Raw genomic sequence first — 18,440 nt, 5'->3', positions numbered from 1 at the left:
ACCTAACCTCTAAATGAGAATTTTACTTTCCCTTGTATTGCTATTTCTGGCAGGAAATTTAACCGCGCAAAATTTTGAAATTAATGGTAAAGTAACCGGCCCGCAAGGGGAACCGCTGGAATCGGCGACGGTTTACCTGGAGAAACCGGCAGATAGCAGCCTGGTGACCTATACCATATCAGATAATACAGGAGCCTTTGAACTTTCTGGAAATGGCGGACTTAAAACTGCGAATTTACTTATTTCTTATGCAGGGTTCAAAACCCATAACCAACGACTGGAAATTCAGGAAAACCTGGATTTAGGCATAATAAAAATGCAGGTTGCCGATAATGCTTTAGATGAAATTACCATTACTTCTTCAAGAGCTCCAATTACCATTAAAAAAGATACCCTGGAATTTAACGCGGCTTCTTTCAAAACACGAAAAGACGCTAATTTAGAAGAATTGCTAAAAGAATTACCGGGAGTTGAAGTGGCTACCGATGGTAGCATTACCGTTAACGGCACGCCGGTTTCCCAAATTAAAGTAAATGGAAAAGAATTCTTTGGTGACGATCCAAAAATTGCTACTAAAAACCTTCCGAAGGAATTAATTAATAAACTCCAGGTGGTAGATAGTAAAACCAAATCTGAAGAATTTACCGGGAAGGAAGGGGATGCAGAAAATAAAACCATCAACATTACCATAGATGAAGATAAAAATCGTGGTTTTTTCTCCAGATTAACGGCCGGGGCGGGAACCAACGATCGCTATGAATTAAGCGGAATTGGCAATTATTTTAAAGATGAGATGAGAGTAAGCCTATTGGCGAGTTCTAACAACATTAATTCTTCCGGATTTTCTTTTGATGAAGTATATGATGCTATGGGGCGAAATGCTTATTCAATTACCAGGAATAGAGGTGGAAATTTTAGCATAAATGGTAATAATTTCGGAAGCGGAAATGGTATCACAAAATCTGATAACGCCGGTTTTAGTTTTGTGAACGAATGGCCACAGGAAACAGAACTTTCCTCTAATTATTTCTATAGCCGTGCCGATAACCGAACAGAATCCAGAACTCAAAGAGAGAATATTCTTCCCAATAGAAGATTTTTTAATAATTCAGAATCTAGTGGAAATAGAATTAACAACAATCACCGCTTTAACTTAGGCTTCGAGATCCAGCCAGATACATTAACGCGTATTTCGGTAAGGCCAAATATAACCAGCAATAACGGGCGATCTTCCAATCAATCTTTTACAGAATCTGTAGCAGAAGATGGTACTCCCATAAACACGGCTTTAACCGATAATTACTCTGAAGTAAACAGTGTAAACTTTTCTAACCGATTAAATTTTACCCGTAAATTCGGGGAGAACGGCGGTTATTATAGTGTAGGTTTCAATAATCAGAATAACACGCGATCGCAGGATAATAATTTCTTTTCTGAAAGAGAAATCTATAACCAGGCCGGGGAATTGGTAAATACCGATGTTCAGGATCAGTTAATTTCCGAAGAAAATAAAGATAATAACTATGGTGTAGATTTAACGACCCGTTTTCCAATTACTAAGGAATTAATGCTGGATGTAAGTTATAATTTTGATAAAGAAAATGGTCGAAATGAGCGTCTTGTATATGATGCTAACGAAGAAGGAGAATATACTTTTTTGGATGAAGAATTGAGTAACGATTTTGAATCTGAATCTTTTATTCACCGCCCAAGTTTAGGACTTGTTTACAACGGAGAAAAATTAAGGACAAGTATTTCAGGTGGTTTTCAAAGTATAAGATTAAAAAACGAAGATCTTTTTACAGAAACTTCCATAGATAATACCTATGAGAATCTTTTTGCCAATGCTAATTTCAGGTACAATCTGGCTCAGGGTAAATCAGTATATTTTAATTACAGCAACTCCTGGGAAGCACCTTCTTTAACCCAATTGCAGCCGGTTACCAATACAATAAACCCTTTGAATATTATTACCGGAAATCCAGATCTTAGACCGGCATTAAGACATAGGTTCTATTTTAACTTCAATAATTTTGATTTCAAAACCCGTTCAGGCTTCTTCGCATATTTAGGAGGGAATTTCACCGATGATCAAGTTGTAACAAGGAGTACTGTAGATGAAGATTTGGTAAGAACAACTACCTATACAAACGTTGATGGGGCATATAATTATTTTGGAGGCGGAAATTTAGATAAAACCTTTGAATTGGAAAATGAGAGTTCTATTAAACTTCGAGGAGGACTTTATGGAAATTTCACCAGAAATGTTGGTTTTACTAATGAACAGCGTTTTACTTCAAAAACTCTAACGCTTACGCCCAATTTGGGGGTAGAATATAATTTCAGGGATCTGGTGACTATTGAACCTTTTTACAGCGTAGAATTTGTAGATGCTGAATACAGTTTTAACAACAGGGAAGAAAATTATAAAAATCAAAACATTTCCCTGGCTCTTACTTCATTCTGGCCCGAGAAATTTGTGATAGGAAGTGATATTGCATACCAGTCTATTGGTAATGCTTCACCAGGTTTTCAGAATTCATTTTACTTATGGAACGCCAGTTTGGGCTATGAAATTCTTGGAGATAATGGAACCTTAAAAGTGAAAGTTTTTGACTTACTTGATCAAAACATCGCTACTCGAAGATTTACCGGAGACGATTTTATTCAGGATACTCAGGAGCTTGTTTTAGAACAATATTTTATGCTGAGTTTCACTTATAAACTAAGCAAATTTGGTGGAAAAGATCCAAATAATAATGGGAGAGGGAGATAGATTAATTTCTTCTGAAAGTGAAAAGACTGTTTGAGAGGTAAGGTTGAATCGTCATCCTGAACTTGTTTCAGGATCTAAGATGTTGATCATCTAATGATGTTAGAAGCTGAAACAAGTTCAGCTTGACGGAACCAAGACCTATCAAACAGTCTTTATTTTTAGAAGTTTTTCGGTTGAATCTTACAGTTAAATACAGTTTTTAAAGAGCCCTGCGGCATGCGGCCTCCTCTCCTTGGAAATAAGGGGAGGAGCTTTATAAATTTTTCTAAATTGAGTTTAAGGAAAAAGTTACTTTCTGAATAAAATATAACAGAAACTGTAGAACTTAGAACTGCAAACTGATATTCTGCGAACTGTAAACTACCAGCTTCCACCGGCACCGCCGCCGCCGAAGCCTCCTCCGCCGAAACCGCCACCAAAGCCGCCTCCGCCGCCAAAACCTCCACCAGAGCTGCCTCCGCCAAAAGTACCGCGTCCTAATGAGCTTAAAATAATCGCATCCAGGAATGTGCCTCCAGCACTTCTTCTACCGCCATTTCGTCCGCCTTTATTTTTATTAGCAAGCGATACAATAATTACAAGAAGAATAATTCCCATAACAAGAAGCTGTACGGGTATACCGTCAGATTGGCCACGTCTTTGTGGTGTTCCTTGAAAAGTGCCTTCCAACACCTGAAAAATGGCTGTAGTGCCTGCATCAAGGCCGTTGTAATAACTTTCGTTTCTAAATTCGGGCAAAATAACCTGTTCAATGATTTGTTTGGTGCGGGCATCGGTCATAAATTCTTCAAGTCCGTAGCCTGTGGTGATCCATATCTTTTTATCACTTTCAGCAACCAAAATTAAAAGTCCGTTATCTTCTTCGCTTTGTCCAATTCCCCATTCCTGGGCCCATTCCGGCGCATAAACACCTTCGTATTCACCTTGCAAAGATTCTATAGTAGCGATAACAATTTGAATAGAGGTGGTATCGGCATAGTTTATTAACTTCTGCTTCAGTTGACTTTCTTCTGAAGAAGATAAAATATCGGCTTCATCGTAAACGCTGGTTTCTTCTGCAGGTTTCGGAGGAATATCGCGCTGGGCGAATACACTGCCTAAAAACAGGAAGAAACAAACTATGACTAAACTGAGATTTTTAAAAATTTGTGGCATTTATCCTTTTGAAATTTCGTTGGAGAGTTCATCCCGTGTATCATCGCTATACGGGAAATGTTTTTTAAGTTGCTGGCCTGCGGTTAAAATCCCGTCTACCAAACCTTGTTTGAATTCTCCTTTTTTAAATTTTTCTACAATAGCATCTTTAGTGCTTTCCCAAAAATCGGCAGGGACTACATCGTTAATTCCTTTATCGCCATAGATCACAAAATTATGATCCTCTACGGCAACATATATTAGCACGCCATTATCGTGCTTGGTATTATCCATTTTCAGCATATGAAAAACTTCCATGGCGCGATCAAAAATATCTAGGTCGCCGGTGGTTTTTTCGAGATGTACTCTTACTTCACCAGAGGTATGGCTCTCTGCCGTTCTAATGGCTTCAATGATTTCCTCTTCATCTTTTTTGCTTAAAAAATCTTCAACTTGACTCATCTCTTTTAAAAATCAAATTCAACATCTGGGGCATTCTCTGCACCTTCTTCTGCCTGGAAAGTTGGTTTTCTTTCGAAACCGAACATTCCTGCAAAAATATTATTGGGGAATTTTCTAATATAAGTGTTGTATTGTCTCACCGCTTCATTGTAGCGATTTCTTGCAACGCTTATTCTGTTTTCAGTTCCTTCTAGTTGTGATTGTAATTGAAGAAAGTTCTGATTTGATTTAATATCGGGATATCTTTCAACAGAGACTAAAAGCCGTGATAATGCTGAAGATAATCCGCCCTGAGCCTCCTGAAATTGCTGAATTTGTTGCGGATCTAAATTTCCCGCATCAACATTCACCGAAGTTGCCTTTGCTCGTGCCTCAATAACATCGGTTAAAGTTCCTCGTTCAAAATCGGCTGAACCTTCTACAGTCTTCACTAAATTAGGGATAAGGTCACTTCTACGTTGATAGGAATTTTCCACATCGGCCCAATTTTTCATAACTCCTTCTTCTAATTCTACTGCGGTGTTATTTACTCCTGCAGTAAGACTATAAATAATAATACCTAGAACTACGATAACTATTACTGGGATTAACCATTTTTTCATTTCTATAATTGATTTTTTAGGTTGATTAGTTTTGCTTTTACTCCTTCCAACTTACGAATTATTTCGAAGTTGCTAAGGGTTTTATGTTTTTCTTCTTTTAAGTGAGTTTTTGCTCCTTCAAGGGTGAAACCGCGTTCTTTTACCAGGTGATAAATAAGCTCTAAATTCTTAATATCCTCGGGTGTAAATTTACGATTTCCTTTGGCATTTTTCTTTGGTTTAATTACATCAAATTCTTTCTCCCAAAATCTAATTAGGGAGGTGTTTACCTTAAATGCTTCAGCGACTTCGCCAATACCATAATATCTTTTGTCGGGTAAATTAAGATGCATTAATCCAGGGATTGGTTTTCTTGTTGTGCTTTTTCAAGAACTTTATCAAATTCTTCCGGTGACAGGTTTCCGTAGTAAAAATTAATAGGGTTAATTCTTTGATCGTCTTTAAAGATCTCATAATGTAAATGTGGTCCCTGTGATCTTCCTGTACTACCTACGTAACCAATAATATCACCACGTTGAACTCGCTGTCCCACTCTTACATTATATTTGTATAAATGAGCGTAAAGACTGGTATAACCGTAATCATGATCTATCCTAATATGATTTCCGTAACCGGTAGCGCGGTTGTCTGCTCTTTCTATTCTACCGTTTCCGGTGGCGTAAACCGGGGTCCCACGCGGCGCGCTAAAATCCATTCCGTGATGAAATTTTCTAACCTTGGTAAACGGATCTGTTCTCCATCCATAACCGGAAGCAATTCTACTCAAATCTTCATTTTTTACTGGCTGAATAGCAGGAACCGAAGCTAAAAGGCTCTCTTTTTCCTTTGCCAATGCTGCAATTTCATCTAAAGATTTAGATTGCACCACTAGTTGTTTGGTAAGAATATCCATTCGTTTGCTGGTTTCAATAATCAATTTGGAGTTATCAAAACCTTCCAGGTCTTTATAGCGGTTTATCCCACCAAAACCTGCGCGTCTCTGTTCTTCCGGAATAGGATTAGCTTCAAAATACACCCTATAAATATTGTTGTCTCTATCTTCAATATTCGCAAGAACATTTTGTATCTGCCCCATTTTTTTATTCAGCAAACCATATTGTAACTCCAGATTATGCAACTCGCGTTTGAGAGCTTTCTCTTTCGGGGTTTCAATTTGGGGAATATTCAAATAGATAACCAGTAATAAAAAACCGGCCAGGAAAGATCCTAAGATGCTAAGCAATACAATCCCTATACGGCGACCTTTTCGTCGCTCTATTTTTTTATAGGATTGTGTCTCGCTATCGTAATGATATTTAACCTTCGACATGAGTCAAATTTATACTATTTTTGCCAACAATACTAAGCAATTACCGTGCAAAGTTAAGTCTGGTAAACGAACAAATATAGGAATTGTTTCAGCACCAGCATAAATTAATAATTTTTAGATTAAAGCAGTAGATGAAATCTCAGGAAATAAGAAGCCAGTTTTTAGAATTTTTTAAATCCAAATCCCATAAAATCGTTCCTTCAGCGCCCATGGTGCTAAAAGACGATCCCACTTTAATGTTTACCAATGCTGGGATGGTTCAATTCAAGGAGTATTTTTTAGGGAATAGCGAGCCTTCCAGCTCCCGTATTACCGATAGTCAAAAATGTCTTCGCGTAAGCGGAAAACATAACGATTTGGAAGAAGTGGGAATGGATACCTATCATCACACGATGTTCGAGATGTTAGGGAACTGGAGTTTTGGCGATTATTTTAAAGAAGAAGCCATAAACTGGGCCTGGGAATTACTTACCGAAGTTTTTAAAATTGCACCTGAAAACCTTTATGTTTCTGTATTTGAAGGAAGCAAGGAAGATAAATTAGGATTGGATACCGAAGCCCTGGAACTTTGGAAAAAGATTGTTCCTGAAGATCGCATCGTTTACGGTGATAAAAAAGACAATTTCTGGGAAATGGGAGACCAGGGGCCTTGCGGACCTTGCTCTGAAATTCATATTGATATTCGATCTGAAGCTGAAAAGGCCAAGAAACCCGGAAAAGAATTGGTAAATGCAGATCACCCGCAGGTGGTAGAGATCTGGAACCTGGTTTTTATGCAATATAACCGTAAAGCCGATGGATCTTTAGTTGAACTTCCTGCAAAACATATCGATACCGGGATGGGATTTGAACGCCTTTGTATGGTTTTACAGGGAACACAATCTAATTATGATACCGATGTTTTTACGCCGCTAATTGCTGAACTGGAAAAAATCACGAATTCTCCTTACGGAAAATCTGAAAAAACCGATATCGCGATTAGGGTGATTGCTGATCACGTGAGAGCGGTAACTTTTTCTATTGCCGATGGGCAACTGCCTTCAAACACCGGTGCAGGTTATGTGATTAGAAGAATTTTGAGACGCGCCATTCGCTATGGCTTTACATTTTTAGATACCAAAGAGCCTTTTATTTATAAGTTAGTAGAAGTGCTAAGCAAACAAATGGGCGAAGCATTTCCTGAACTTAAATCTCAAAAAACTTTATGTGAAAATGTGATTAGGGAAGAAGAACAATCTTTCTTAAGAACATTGGATCAGGGCTTAATTTTGCTGGAAAATATAATTTCGGAAACCAAAGGAAAAACTGTTTCAGGGAAAAAAGCATTTGAGCTGTACGATACTTTTGGTTTCCCAATAGATTTAACCGCTTTGATATTACGCGAACGCGGATTCGATTTAGATCAAAAAGAATTTGAAGTTCAGCTAAAGGAACAAAAAGACAGGTCCCGTGCGGCAACCCAGGTTACGGCGGGAGACTGGGAAGAAATAAACCCGGTAAATGCTGAAGCATTTGTAGGTTACGATTATTTAGAGATTGAAACCCAAATTGCCCGTTACCGAAAAGTGGAAAGCAAAAAAGGTGCATTATATCAGATTGTGCTTTCACAAACCCCGTTTTACCCTGAAGGTGGCGGACAGGTTGGAGATAAAGGTTTTCTTGTTGATAGCGAAAACAACAAAATAGAAATTACCGATACTAAAAAGGAAAATAACTTAATTGTTCATTTTGCTAAATCGCTTCCTAAGAATCCAAAAGATAAATTTAAAGCGGTTGTAAACTCAAAAAATCGCTCGGCTACTGCGGCTAATCATACGGCCACGCACTTATTGCACCAGGCGCTTCGGGAAGTTTTGGGAACTCACGTAGAACAAAAAGGTTCTCTGGTTAAAGGAGATTATTTGCGCTTTGATTTTTCTCACTTCAGTAAAGTAAATAAAGAGGAATTAGAGCAGGTTGAAAAACTGGTAAATCAGCGAATTAATGAACAATTGCCTTTAGAAGAGCAGCGAAGTATACCGTTTAAAGAGGCTGTGAACCAGGGCGCTTTGGCGCTTTTTGGTGAAAAATACGGGGATGCTGTTCGTGCTATTCGTTTTGGAGAATCTATGGAGCTTTGTGGTGGAATCCATGTAAAAAATACTTCAGAAATATGGCATTTTAAAATCACTTCGGAAGCTGCTGTTGCTTCTGGAATTAGAAGGATTGAAGCGATTACCGGCGAAGCTGTAAAAGATTATTTTGCTAACCAGGATGAGGTTCTAGAGCAAATAAAAGCCGAATTGAAAAACGCCAAAGATCCGGTAAAAGCGGTGAATTCTTTGCAGGACGAAAATGCAGCTTTAAAAAAGCAGGTTGAAGCTTTACTAAAGGATAAAGCCAAAAATCTAAAAAGTGAATTAAAGTCTGAAATTTCAGAAATAAACGGAGTGAATTTCCTTGCAAAGAATGTTGATCTTGATGCCGGCGGAATAAAAGATCTTGCTTTTCAACTTGGAGATGAATTTGAAAACCTATTTTTATTATTCGGAACCGAGCAAAATGGGAAAGCACTTTTAAGCTGCTATATTTCTAAAGACCTGGCAAAAGAAAAAGACCTGCACGCAGGAAAAATTGTAAAAGACCTGGGCAAATATATCCAGGGTGGTGGCGGTGGCCAACCGTTTTTCGCAACTGCCGGTGGTAAAAAACCGGAAGGAATTAACGAAGCTTTGCAAGAAGCGCAGACTTATTTAAAATAAAGCACGAGGCTGTCTGAAAAGTCTATTTTCGTCAAGCTGAACTTGTTTCAGCTTCTAACATGTTTTTTTGATTACCAGTACGTTAGATCCCCGATAAAAAATCGGGACAGGCTTTGAAATAAATTCAAGATGACGGTTTTAAAACCTTTTCAGACAGCTTGTATATAATTTTATGGAATTCAGGACCAAAATACCTATAAAAGAGGCTGAACCTAAGATAGATTATGAATCTAAGGTTTTTCTTATTGGTTCCTGTTTTGTAGAGAATATCGGGAATAAACTGGATTTCTATAAGTTGCAAAATTTGCAGAATCCCTTCGGAATTCTTTTTCATCCTTTAGCTATTGCAAAGTTTTTTCGAAAACTTAATGAAGAAACGCTATATACCGAAAAGGATATTTTTCAGCACCAGGAGCGCTGGCATTGTTTTGATGCGCACTCTTCATTAAGTGATCCTGAGGCTGAGGTTTTGCTAGAGAACCTTAATTCAGCATTAAAAAACGCTCGTGAGTTTCTTCAGCAAAGCTCACATTTGGTAATCACTTTGGGCACTGCCTGGAGTTATTATCATTTGGAAAACAAGCAGAGCGTAGCCAACTGTCATAAAGTTCCGCAGAAGCAATTTAGAAAGGAACTACAGTCAGTGGAAGAAATAGAAGCCTCTTTGAGTAATATTATATTATTCATCAAAGAATTTAATCCTACAATTACGGTGATTTTCACGGTTTCTCCGGTTCGGCATATCAAAGATGGGTTTATTGAAAATCAAAGAAGCAAAGCGCACTTAATTACCGCAATTCATAATCTATTGACAAATAGAAAATCAATTCCCCCTTTGGGGGTTAGGGGGCTTTATTTTCCATCTTATGAATTGATGATGGACGAGCTTCGTGATTATCGGTTTTATGGTGAAGATATGTTACATCCTTCGCAAACAGCCATAAATTATATTTGGAAACGATTTACAGAAGCCTGGTTTTCAGAAGCCTCTCTTTTGGTTTTAAATGAAGTAGAAAATATTCAAAAAGGATTAGCGCATCGCCCGTTTAATCCTGATTCTGAAGCGCATTTGCGCTTTTTAGAAAAACTGGAAACTCAAATTTCAGCACTTAAGATGCGATTTCCTCACCTGGATTTCTAAATTAAATTTGCGTAAAATAATCTTTAATATAATTTTTATCTTGACTTTGTATAGAATTATTTCGTACTTTTAAATTAGAATTCGGGATATAAGTCGTTGAGAACGAAAGGCTGAAAAGCCCAAAGGTTTTGACAAATGTCTTAATTCGTTTTCTAAAATTTGTTGGGGTAGATTTTAGAAATTTTAAAAGCTTATGGACGGGTGGGGCCGTCCATAAGTATTTTATGACGCCAGTGTTTTCTTCAAAAAACCTCAAAACTCACAATCTTTGTACCTTTAGAAAAAATTGAAGAATGAGAAATTTCCTTATTGGAGCCTTTTTGGTGTTACTGGTGGTTTTTGGCGTGCGTTTTTGTGAAAATAGAAACCAGAAAGAGGATGAATTAGAAGAAAGTACCGCTTTATTACAGCAACAAATAAAAAATGTTGGTAAGCTCGTGGTTACCGAAGGCACTTTTTCTCAGGTTTATTCTTATAAAAATTCAAAGAAGTTTTATCTCGATATATTTTCGGCAAGAAAGAAAGCGCTTATCATTGTAAATGCTACGGCAACGGTGGCTTACGATCTAAGTAAATTAGAAACCGAAATTGATGAAGAAAATAAAATTGTACGCATAATCTCTATTCCAAAAGAAGAAATAACGATAAATCCCGAGATAAAATATTACGATGTTACCCAGGATTATTTAAACCAGTTTGATGCTGAAGATCACAATAAAATTAAAGGCCGAATTGAAAAATCTATTCGGGAAAAGGTTGAAGCCTCCTCGCTAAAATCAAATGCGCAAAATAGGCTGATTAGCGAATTACAGAAGATTTATATTTTAACCAATTCTATGGGTTGGACGCTGCAATACAACGACCAGAATTTTAATAATTCCGAAGAATTCGAAAAAATAAAACTCTAGGCTGCTTTTTCAGGATTTGAAATTTGATTGCTGTATTAGCTTACCAGTTGGCCGTTTATAAGGCTAATTCCGCCATCAATTAAATGTGAGATATCTGGTCTACGAGATTTTACTTCTTCTAAATTGTTTAGAGCCTCTTTAGCGAGTTTTTCATCTTTCCCTACTGTTAGCTCATATATTTCCACGGAAAGCAACCAGTCTTTTGGGTGATGTTTTTTTACCAGATCCAAAGCAGCATCTAAAGAGAATTTGGCATTTTTTCCTTCTCTAATATTTCTAACTGAATCATAAAGAGAGTTCAGCTCTTCCCGTTCTGGCGTACTTTTGCTTTTTATTGTGGTAGTTGAGGTTTTGTGGGTAATTAGATCAAACGAAAGATTATCTGCCGGGCCGGCAAATGCTGAAATAATTTCTTTCCCAATCGCCATATCGTATTTGCCCCATTCAGGTTTAAAAAGAATTTCCTCTCCATAAGTAACCGTACAATCTTTCAGACTGATAAGGATTATTTTCCCCTGCAGATTTCGGGTGCCGGTAATTATTTCTCCTTTTACTTTTATTCCACCTTCAAATTCAAATTCAATCTTTTCAGCTTCATAAATATCGTAAGCTCTAAGATCTCGCGGACTCATATCTTCTATCGCTAAATTGATTCCTTTTAAAGAGCCAATTGGCGAGCCAAATCCCTCAGGATGATTTTTCACACCGTGACCTACCAGTTCCTTTTCGCGATGGGAAAGGGCAGTTTTCCCTGACGTTTGAATATAAATTGGTTTACCATCGTGTTCAATAACTTTTGAAAAATCTCCCGAGATCTGTAAACCGGTACTTAACTCTATAGTGCCAAGATTTTTAGAATCTATCAATTTTTGAATTCCTTCCAAACCGCCTTTTCTTAAAGCCATTTTATTAGCAAATTCCTCCAGAACTGAGCTTAAATGAGCAAAATCTGGCGTTACATAAAGTTGAGGCTGGGGTTTTGTGATATCAAATTCCTGTTTGCAAGCTTCAATAGAATATGGAATTTTCTTTACTTTATCTGTCATACACCAGGCGCTTTCTCCAATAGAAGAGAGTAAACCGGCTCCATAGATTTTTGGGTCTTCCAAACTTCCTATCAATCCATATTCCACGGTCCACCAGTGCAAATTTCTAATTTGCGCCATTTCGCTGGGCTTCCCCATATTATTTTGCAGGTAATCTACTTTCTTTTCGGCTTCTTCAATTTCTTGCTGAGGTGTATCTTCAGCTTCCTTAATAATAGAAAGATGCCTTATAGCCTCGTACATTTCATAATCTTTAGCGCTGGAAATCGCTTTACAGCCAATTTCGCCAAAGCGTCTAAGATATTCTGCATATTCTGGATTAGCGATAATAGGTGCGTGGCCTGCACCTTCGTGAATAATATCGGGTGCAGGAGTATATTCTATATGCTCGAGCTGACGAATATCACTTGCAATTACCAAAACATTAAAAGCCTGGAATTCCATAAAAGCAGCCGGCGGAATGAATCCGTCTACAGCTACAGCAGCCCATCCAATTTCTTTTAAAATTCGGTTCATCCCATACATATTAGGAATATGATCTATAGAAATCCCGGTTTGTTTTAAACCATCAAGGTAAGACTCGTGCGCAACTTTACTTAGGTAATCTACATTTTTACGCATTACATAGCGCCAAACCGCGTGGTTTACCGGGGAATAATCATCGTAATTCTGTGGTTTTATATATTGCTGAAGATGGGCCGGCAAGCGGTCTAAAATCGCATTAGATTCAACTTTATCGAGCATAATTATGATTAACTAAAATTCAATATAAAGATAAGAAATTAAGCCGAAATTCATAAAATGATAACTAAACCTGTATAAAAATAAAAATGCTCCCGTAAGAGGAGCATTTTAGTTAAAAAATTTGTGGGGCTAATTCTTGATTTCTGGCGGATACTTTTCAAGTATTTCAGAAACAATTTCGTTTATCCTTTTTTGTTTTTTATTCACATCACTGGCTAAAGCAGCCGTTCCCATTCCTTGCCAAACCAGTTCTTTTCCATCGGCATCAATTAGATCTATGTAAAGTGTGCCTTCACTGGTGCGGTTCACCGTATTGAAACCTGATCCCCAATACCACGGGTGCCAACCCCAGCCATATCCCCAGCCCATCATATTGTTCTGGTAGATATTAATATTTTCATTGGTTTTTGTAAAGATGCTTACCAAAAGATCTGGATCATCAGATTTTGTAAAGCCTTTACGTTGCATTTCAGCCTCAATAGCACGAAGAATTCGTTTTTTGTCTAAATCGGAAATTTCAGCTTTATCTATTCCCGGCTTAAAAAATGCATAACTGCTATATTGCTCAAAATTAACTTCTCTATCGTAATCTGAAGCAACTCTTACGCTACTGCAGGAAGTTATTAAAACTGCTAGCAGCAATAAGACCGGTGTAATTTTTAGGACTCTCATAAATAAATAGTTTTAGGTGTTAGTGTCGAAAAGAGCCGGGTCTACCAGGTTTGGGAGTGTCACTTTTAGTTTTGGTTCCATTTGCATAGCCCTTTTTGCAGCGAAGACTGCTTCTTTATTTCGGGCCCAGCTTCGGCGGGCAATTCCATTGTTAACATCCCAGAAAAGCATAGACTTTAAACGCTCCTCCGATGCGTTATTTCCTTCAAGAATCATACCAAATCCTCCGTTAATCACCTCACCCCAACCAACTCCGCCGCCATTATGGATACTCACCCAGGTGGCACCTCTAAAGCTATCTCCAATTACATTTTGTATCGCCATATCAGCTGTAAACTGGGACCCATCGTAAATATTTGAGGTTTCCCGATAGGGAGAATCCGTTCCGGAAACATCGTGATGATCACGCCCTAAAATAACCGTTCCTATTTCCCTATTTCCAATGGCATCATTGAAAGCTTTGGCAATTTTCATTCGGCCTTCGGCATCGGCATAGAGAATCCTGGCTTTAGATCCTACCACCAGTTTATTTTCTCTTGCGCCCTTTATCCACTGAATATTATCAGCCATTTGCTGCTGAATTTCCTCCGGGCAATTCTTTTTAAGCTCTTCTAAAACCTGAGTCGCGATCTTATCGGTTTTATCAAGATCTTCTTCTTTTCCTGAGGCACAAACCCATCTAAAAGGCCCAAAACCGTAGTCAAAACACATGGGGCCCATAATATCCTGCACGTAGCTCGGATATTTAAAATCTTTTCCGTTTTCAGCAAGAATATCTGCTCCTGCCCGTGAAGCTTCTAATAAGAAAGCGTTTCCGTAATCAAAGAAATAGGTGCCTTTAGCAGTATGTTTATTAATCGCTGCAGTTTGTCTTTTTAAACTTCCCTGTACTTTTTCTTTAAATTTTTCAGGTTCCTCAGCCATCATTGTATTGGCTTCTTCTAAACTCAAGCCTACCGGGTAATAACCGCCTGCCCAGGGATTGTGTAAGGAAGTCTGGTCACTACCCAAATCGATATAAATATTTTCCTTTTCAAAATACTCCCAAACATCTACGATATTTCCCTGGAAAGCGATAGAAACTATTTCCTTGTTTGCTTTGGCTTCCTGCACTCTTATAGCAAGTTTTTCTAGATCAGAAATTACTTCGTCTATCCAACCCTGGCTATGGCGTGTTTGTGTAGCTTTGGGATTTACTTCGGCACAAACGGTAATACAACCTGCAATATTTCCTGCTTTAGGTTGTGCGCCGCTCATTCCGCCAAGACCGGAAGTCACAAATAACTTTCCTGCCAGGCTTTCTCCCGATCTTGATATTTTTCTTCCGGCATTTAAAACTGTGATCGTGGTGCCGTGAACAATTCCTTGCGGGCCAATGTACATATAACTTCCAGCCGTCATTTGACCATATTGAGTTACACCAAGGGCATTAAATTTTTCCCAGTCATCGGGTTTCGAATAATTTGGGACCATCATTCCGTTAGTAACTACTACTCTTGGGGCATTTTCGTGAGAAGGGAATAAGCCCATAGGATGGCCAGAATACATCACCAAAGTCTGATCGTTTTCCATTTCGGCTAAATATTGCATAGTGAGCAGGTATTGCGCCCAGTTTTGAAAAACCGCCCCATTGCCACCGTAAGTAATCAATTCATCGGGATGTTGCGCTACCGTGGGGTCCAGGTTGTTTTGAATCATTAGCATGATTCCTTTCGCCTGTGTGCTATTTCCCGGATATTCTTCAATATTGCGGGCATACATATCATAATCTGGTTTCAGACGATACATATAAATCCTTCCGTATTTTTCCAGTTCGTCCTTAAATTCAGGTAGCAATTCCTGGTGATGTTTTTCTTCAAAATAACGCAGAGCATTTTGAAGCGCTAATTGTTTTTCTTCGGTATTTAAAATAGCCTTTCGTTTAGGGGCGTGATTTACCGAGGTATCGTATTCTTTTTTGGGAGGCAGTTCACTGGGAATTCCCTGTAATATTTTCGCTTTAAAGTCCATTTGATTTTCTGTTTGCAATAGATTTCAATATTAGGAAGAAATGTTAAATTAAGAAGTTATAAAATACATTTTCTATAAATTTAGCGCTCTTTTAAAGAAATAAATTATGAAATCTATTATAATTCTTTTTGCACTTGTTTGTCTTATTTCCTGTAAGGATCAGGAGAAAACAGCAGAAAGTAATTCGCTGGAAAGTTCTGATGAGGAAATAAATACCAAGCCAGATAGTGCGCATAATTCACAAAACTCATTGGATTGGGACGGTGTTTACGAGGGAGTTTTGCCGTGTGGAGATTGCGAGGGAATTGAAACCAGTATTCAGCTAAAGAAAAATTTAGATTATGTGCTTTCGCAGCATTACATGGGAAGAGATGATACTGAAGAAAATAACTTTAATGAAACCGGAAAATTTGAATGGAATAAACAGGGGAATACCGTTAGTTTAGGAAAACGAAAAAAGCTTTATTTTCAAGTGAGTGAAAATTACCTCTTACAGGTTTTTAAGGATGAATCTAAAGTAATGGGTGATTCTGCAGTAAAATATAGGCTTACAAAAACCAATAAATTATGATTGTTTCCCGGTTTTCTTATTAAAACCGTAGGGGCAATGCCGGCAACCGCTTTCGCAGCAATAACCACGTTTTAAGTGATATTGCTCGGTAAAACAACGATAACCTTCAGGAGTGGTGTAGTAATCTCCTTCTTCTAACGGAATTCTTTTTTTGAAAAAACTCATATCGCAAAAATACAATTTCTTAACTTCCATCCGTGATTCTAATCGTTAACAAATATCTCCTGGGGAAATCTTTTGAAGGTGTGAGTTTATGGCCTTTTGTGATATTAAAAAACCCGGAACTTAAGAAAGATGAAATTTTTATAAATCACGAAAAAATTCATCTTAGGCAGCAAATAGAATTGCTTATTCTTCCTTTTTATATTTGGTATTTGATTGAATATCTTCTTCGTTTAATCTATTATAAAGATCGTTTTTTGGCTTATAAAAATATTAGTTTTGAGCGGGAAGCTTATTCCCAGGAAATGAAAGAGAATTATATAAAGGAGCGTAAATTCTGGGCATTTTTGCAATTTGTATAGGTGATTAATCACAGAATTAAGACCTTTGTAGTATGCTAAATTCCTTAAATTTTAATGCTGAAATTTCTTCGGAAAATCAATTTATAGCTGATTTTTCGGATGGAATTTCCCTTCATCTAAAGCGGGAAGATTTGCTGCATCCAGAAGTTTCCGGGAATAAATTCAGGAAGATTAAATACAATATTCTTGAAGCTGAAAAACAAGAAAAGAAGACCTTGTTAACTTTTGGCGGCGCTTATTCTAACCATATTGCAGCTACAGCCGCGGCTGGAAAAATTTCGGGTTTAAAAACTATAGGAATTATTAGGGGAGAAGAATTGGGTGAAAACCTGGAAAATACTTTAGCGCAAAACTCAACACTTCAATTTGCTCATTCCTGCGGAATGCAATTCCGCTTTGTTTCGAGGGAAGCGTATCGGAAGAAAGAAACATTAGAGTTTCAGCAGAAACTTAATGAAGAATTCGGTGAATTTTATTTGGTGCCCGAAGGTGGCACTAACCAATTAGCGATAAAAGGTTGTGAGGAAATTTTAAGCGAGAAAGATAAAGAATTCGACTTTATAGCCGCTTCGGTAGGAACAGGAGGAACACTTTCGGGCTTGATAAACGCCTCTGCCGAAAATCAGAAAATACTGGGATTTCCTGCTTTAAAAGGGGATTTTCTTTCTAAGGAAATCAGGAAATTCAGTAGCAAAAACAACTGGGATTTAATACTAAACTACCATTTTAGCGGTTATGCTAAAGTAAATGCCCAATTGATAAATTTTATTAATACTTTCAAAAAAAAATATGAAATTCAGTTAGATCCTATATATACAGGAAAATTACTTTTTGGTATTTTTGACCTAATAGAATCTGGGTATTTTCCTTCAGGGAGTAAGATTCTGGCTATTCATACCGGCGGTCTGCAGGGAATTACTGGAATGAATAAGATTTTAGAAAAGAAAAATTTGCCCTTAATCACTGATTAATATGAGAATTTACCGGGTTTTTATTTTAATTTTTTTGGCAGCTTTCGCAGTTTCCTGCGGAGGTAAGAAAAAAGTAGTCACGACCAAAAAGGAGGCAGAAAAAAGAGGCGTAATTTCTGAAACTCCGCGAGAAAACGAGCGAGTTAAAATTATTGAAGGCCAGCCAAAGTTGCCACCTGTAAATCCGCGTCTTTACACGGTAGAAGATTATATCAGGGATTTTTCTGACATTGCGCAGGAAGAAATGCGACTTTATAATATTCCTGCAAGTATCACTCTAGCCCAGGGCATTCTGGAATCGGGTGGGGGAAAAGGAGATTTAACAATGCGTGCGAATAATCATTTTGGAATAAAATGTCATGAGTGGAAAGGCGCTAAGGTTTATCACGACGATGATGAGCGTGGGGAGTGCTTTCGAAAATATAAAGATGCACGTTATTCTTACAGGGACCATTCACTTTTTTTAAGCGAAAGAAAGCGTTATGCTGAACTTTTCGATCTTGATAAAGATGATTATAAAGGTTGGGCACGCGGTTTAAGAAAAGCCGGTTATGCTACCGATAGACGTTATCCAGATAAGTTGATTAGTTTAATTGAGCGTTACGAGCTTTATCGTTTTGATGGCGATGTTTTAAAGAGACCATCCCCAAGTTATACCCACACTCCTGAATCACCAGAATCGGTTACTTATCGGGTTAGGAAGGGTGACACTCTTTACGGGATCGCAAAACAACATAATACAACTGTAGAAGATTTACAGCGATTTAATAATCTTAGAGATGCTAATATTGCCGTAGGGCAGGTATTGGTTATTATCTCACCAGAATAA

The 18,440-nt window shown here is 37.8% G+C and carries 17 protein-coding genes; 8 read left to right on the top strand and 9 right to left on the bottom strand.

Annotated features, from left to right (window positions below; genetic code table 11):
* Positions 1 to 13: 13 nt before the first annotated feature.
* Positions 14 to 2,776 carry a TonB-dependent receptor gene (locus FG27_RS05860; RefSeq protein WP_037316760.1) on the top strand — a complete coding sequence of 921 codons (2,763 nt, stop codon included), beginning with the start codon at positions 14 to 16 and terminating at the stop codon, positions 2,774 to 2,776.
* A gap of 360 nt (positions 2,777 to 3,136) precedes the next feature.
* Here FG27_RS05860 and FG27_RS05855 read toward each other — a convergent pair whose 3' ends face one another.
* Genes FG27_RS05855 through FG27_RS05835 form a run of 5 tightly spaced genes read right to left on the bottom strand, consistent with a single transcriptional unit; the run spans position 3,137 to position 6,283 of the window.
* Positions 3,137 to 3,931: a YgcG family protein gene (locus FG27_RS05855; RefSeq protein ID WP_037316757.1), complete on the bottom strand. Its 795-nt coding sequence runs from the start codon at positions 3,929 to 3,931 to the stop codon at positions 3,137 to 3,139.
* Complete coding sequence (locus FG27_RS05850) at positions 3,932 to 4,372, bottom strand: TPM domain-containing protein (RefSeq protein WP_037316755.1); 441 nt, start codon at positions 4,370 to 4,372, stop codon at positions 3,932 to 3,934. It abuts the gene before it with no gap.
* Positions 4,373 to 4,377: 5 nt separating this feature from the next.
* Complete coding sequence (locus tag FG27_RS05845) at positions 4,378 to 4,974, bottom strand: LemA family protein (protein WP_037316752.1); 597 nt, start codon at positions 4,972 to 4,974, stop codon at positions 4,378 to 4,380.
* A gap of 2 nt (positions 4,975 to 4,976) precedes the next feature.
* Positions 4,977 to 5,306, bottom strand: a complete 330-nt coding sequence (locus FG27_RS05840; protein ID WP_037316749.1) for a MerR family transcriptional regulator — start codon at positions 5,304 to 5,306, stop codon at positions 4,977 to 4,979.
* Positions 5,306 to 6,283 carry a M23 family metallopeptidase gene (locus FG27_RS05835; RefSeq protein ID WP_037316748.1) on the bottom strand — a complete coding sequence of 326 codons (978 nt, stop codon included), beginning with the start codon at positions 6,281 to 6,283 and terminating at the stop codon, positions 5,306 to 5,308. The genes FG27_RS05840 and FG27_RS05835 overlap by 1 nt, the downstream gene beginning before the upstream one ends.
* Before the next feature lie 131 nt (positions 6,284 to 6,414).
* Between FG27_RS05835 and alaS the strand changes: the two genes are divergently transcribed.
* The 3 genes from alaS to FG27_RS05820 all read left to right on the top strand — a co-directional run bounded on the left by alaS (position 6,415) and on the right by FG27_RS05820 (position 11,073).
* A complete protein-coding gene (gene alaS, locus FG27_RS05830; RefSeq protein ID WP_037316746.1) occupies positions 6,415 to 9,024 on the top strand; it encodes an alanine--tRNA ligase in 2,610 nt (869 codons plus the stop codon).
* A gap of 172 nt (positions 9,025 to 9,196) precedes the next feature.
* The gene (locus tag FG27_RS05825; RefSeq protein WP_037316744.1) at positions 9,197 to 10,165 is read left to right on the top strand and encodes a GSCFA domain-containing protein; all 969 of its coding nucleotides are present in this window, start codon (positions 9,197 to 9,199) and stop codon (positions 10,163 to 10,165) included.
* 293 nt (positions 10,166 to 10,458) lie between these two features.
* A complete protein-coding gene (locus FG27_RS05820) occupies positions 10,459 to 11,073 on the top strand; it encodes a DUF4230 domain-containing protein (protein ID WP_037316742.1) in 615 nt (204 codons plus the stop codon).
* A 35-nt stretch (positions 11,074 to 11,108) separates the two neighbouring features.
* Here FG27_RS05820 and FG27_RS05815 read toward each other — a convergent pair whose 3' ends face one another.
* From FG27_RS05815 to FG27_RS05805, 3 genes are all read right to left on the bottom strand, one after another.
* A complete protein-coding gene (locus tag FG27_RS05815) occupies positions 11,109 to 12,863 on the bottom strand; it encodes an aromatic amino acid hydroxylase (protein ID WP_037316740.1) in 1,755 nt (584 codons plus the stop codon).
* Positions 12,864 to 12,992: 129 nt separating this feature from the next.
* On the bottom strand, positions 12,993 to 13,535 hold the full coding sequence (locus FG27_RS05810; RefSeq protein ID WP_037316738.1) for a DUF4136 domain-containing protein: 543 nt from the start codon (positions 13,533 to 13,535) through the stop codon (positions 12,993 to 12,995).
* A gap of 12 nt (positions 13,536 to 13,547) precedes the next feature.
* On the bottom strand, positions 13,548 to 15,545 hold the full coding sequence (locus FG27_RS05805; protein ID WP_037316736.1) for a urocanate hydratase: 1,998 nt from the start codon (positions 15,543 to 15,545) through the stop codon (positions 13,548 to 13,550).
* A 106-nt stretch (positions 15,546 to 15,651) separates the two neighbouring features.
* On the opposite strand from FG27_RS05805, the gene FG27_RS05800 reads away from it, so the two are divergent.
* A complete protein-coding gene (locus FG27_RS05800) occupies positions 15,652 to 16,116 on the top strand; it encodes a copper resistance protein NlpE (RefSeq protein WP_051935771.1) in 465 nt (154 codons plus the stop codon).
* Here FG27_RS05800 and FG27_RS19225 read toward each other — a convergent pair.
* On the bottom strand, positions 16,111 to 16,281 hold the full coding sequence (locus FG27_RS19225) for a DUF5522 domain-containing protein (RefSeq protein WP_177195671.1): 171 nt from the start codon (positions 16,279 to 16,281) through the stop codon (positions 16,111 to 16,113). The two genes, FG27_RS05800 and FG27_RS19225, sit on opposite strands and share 6 nt — an antisense overlap.
* A gap of 32 nt (positions 16,282 to 16,313) precedes the next feature.
* On the opposite strand from FG27_RS19225, the gene FG27_RS05790 reads away from it, so the two are divergent.
* From FG27_RS05790 to FG27_RS05780, 3 genes are read left to right on the top strand one after another with little or no spacing between them, the layout of a single operon-like run.
* Complete coding sequence (locus tag FG27_RS05790) at positions 16,314 to 16,640, top strand: membrane protein (RefSeq protein ID WP_037316732.1); 327 nt, start codon at positions 16,314 to 16,316, stop codon at positions 16,638 to 16,640.
* Between the two features lie 32 nt (positions 16,641 to 16,672).
* Complete coding sequence (locus FG27_RS05785; RefSeq protein WP_037316730.1) at positions 16,673 to 17,611, top strand: 1-aminocyclopropane-1-carboxylate deaminase/D-cysteine desulfhydrase; 939 nt, start codon at positions 16,673 to 16,675, stop codon at positions 17,609 to 17,611.
* 1 nt (position 17,612) lies between these two features.
* Positions 17,613 to 18,440 (top strand): glucosaminidase domain-containing protein, encoded by an 828-nt coding sequence (locus tag FG27_RS05780; protein ID WP_037316728.1) that lies wholly within the window; start codon positions 17,613 to 17,615, stop codon positions 18,438 to 18,440.

This window comes from Salegentibacter sp. Hel_I_6, assembly GCF_000745315.1.
Taxonomy (GTDB): domain Bacteria; phylum Bacteroidota; class Bacteroidia; order Flavobacteriales; family Flavobacteriaceae; genus Salegentibacter.
This window is presented reverse-complemented; position numbering and strand designations above follow the sequence as displayed.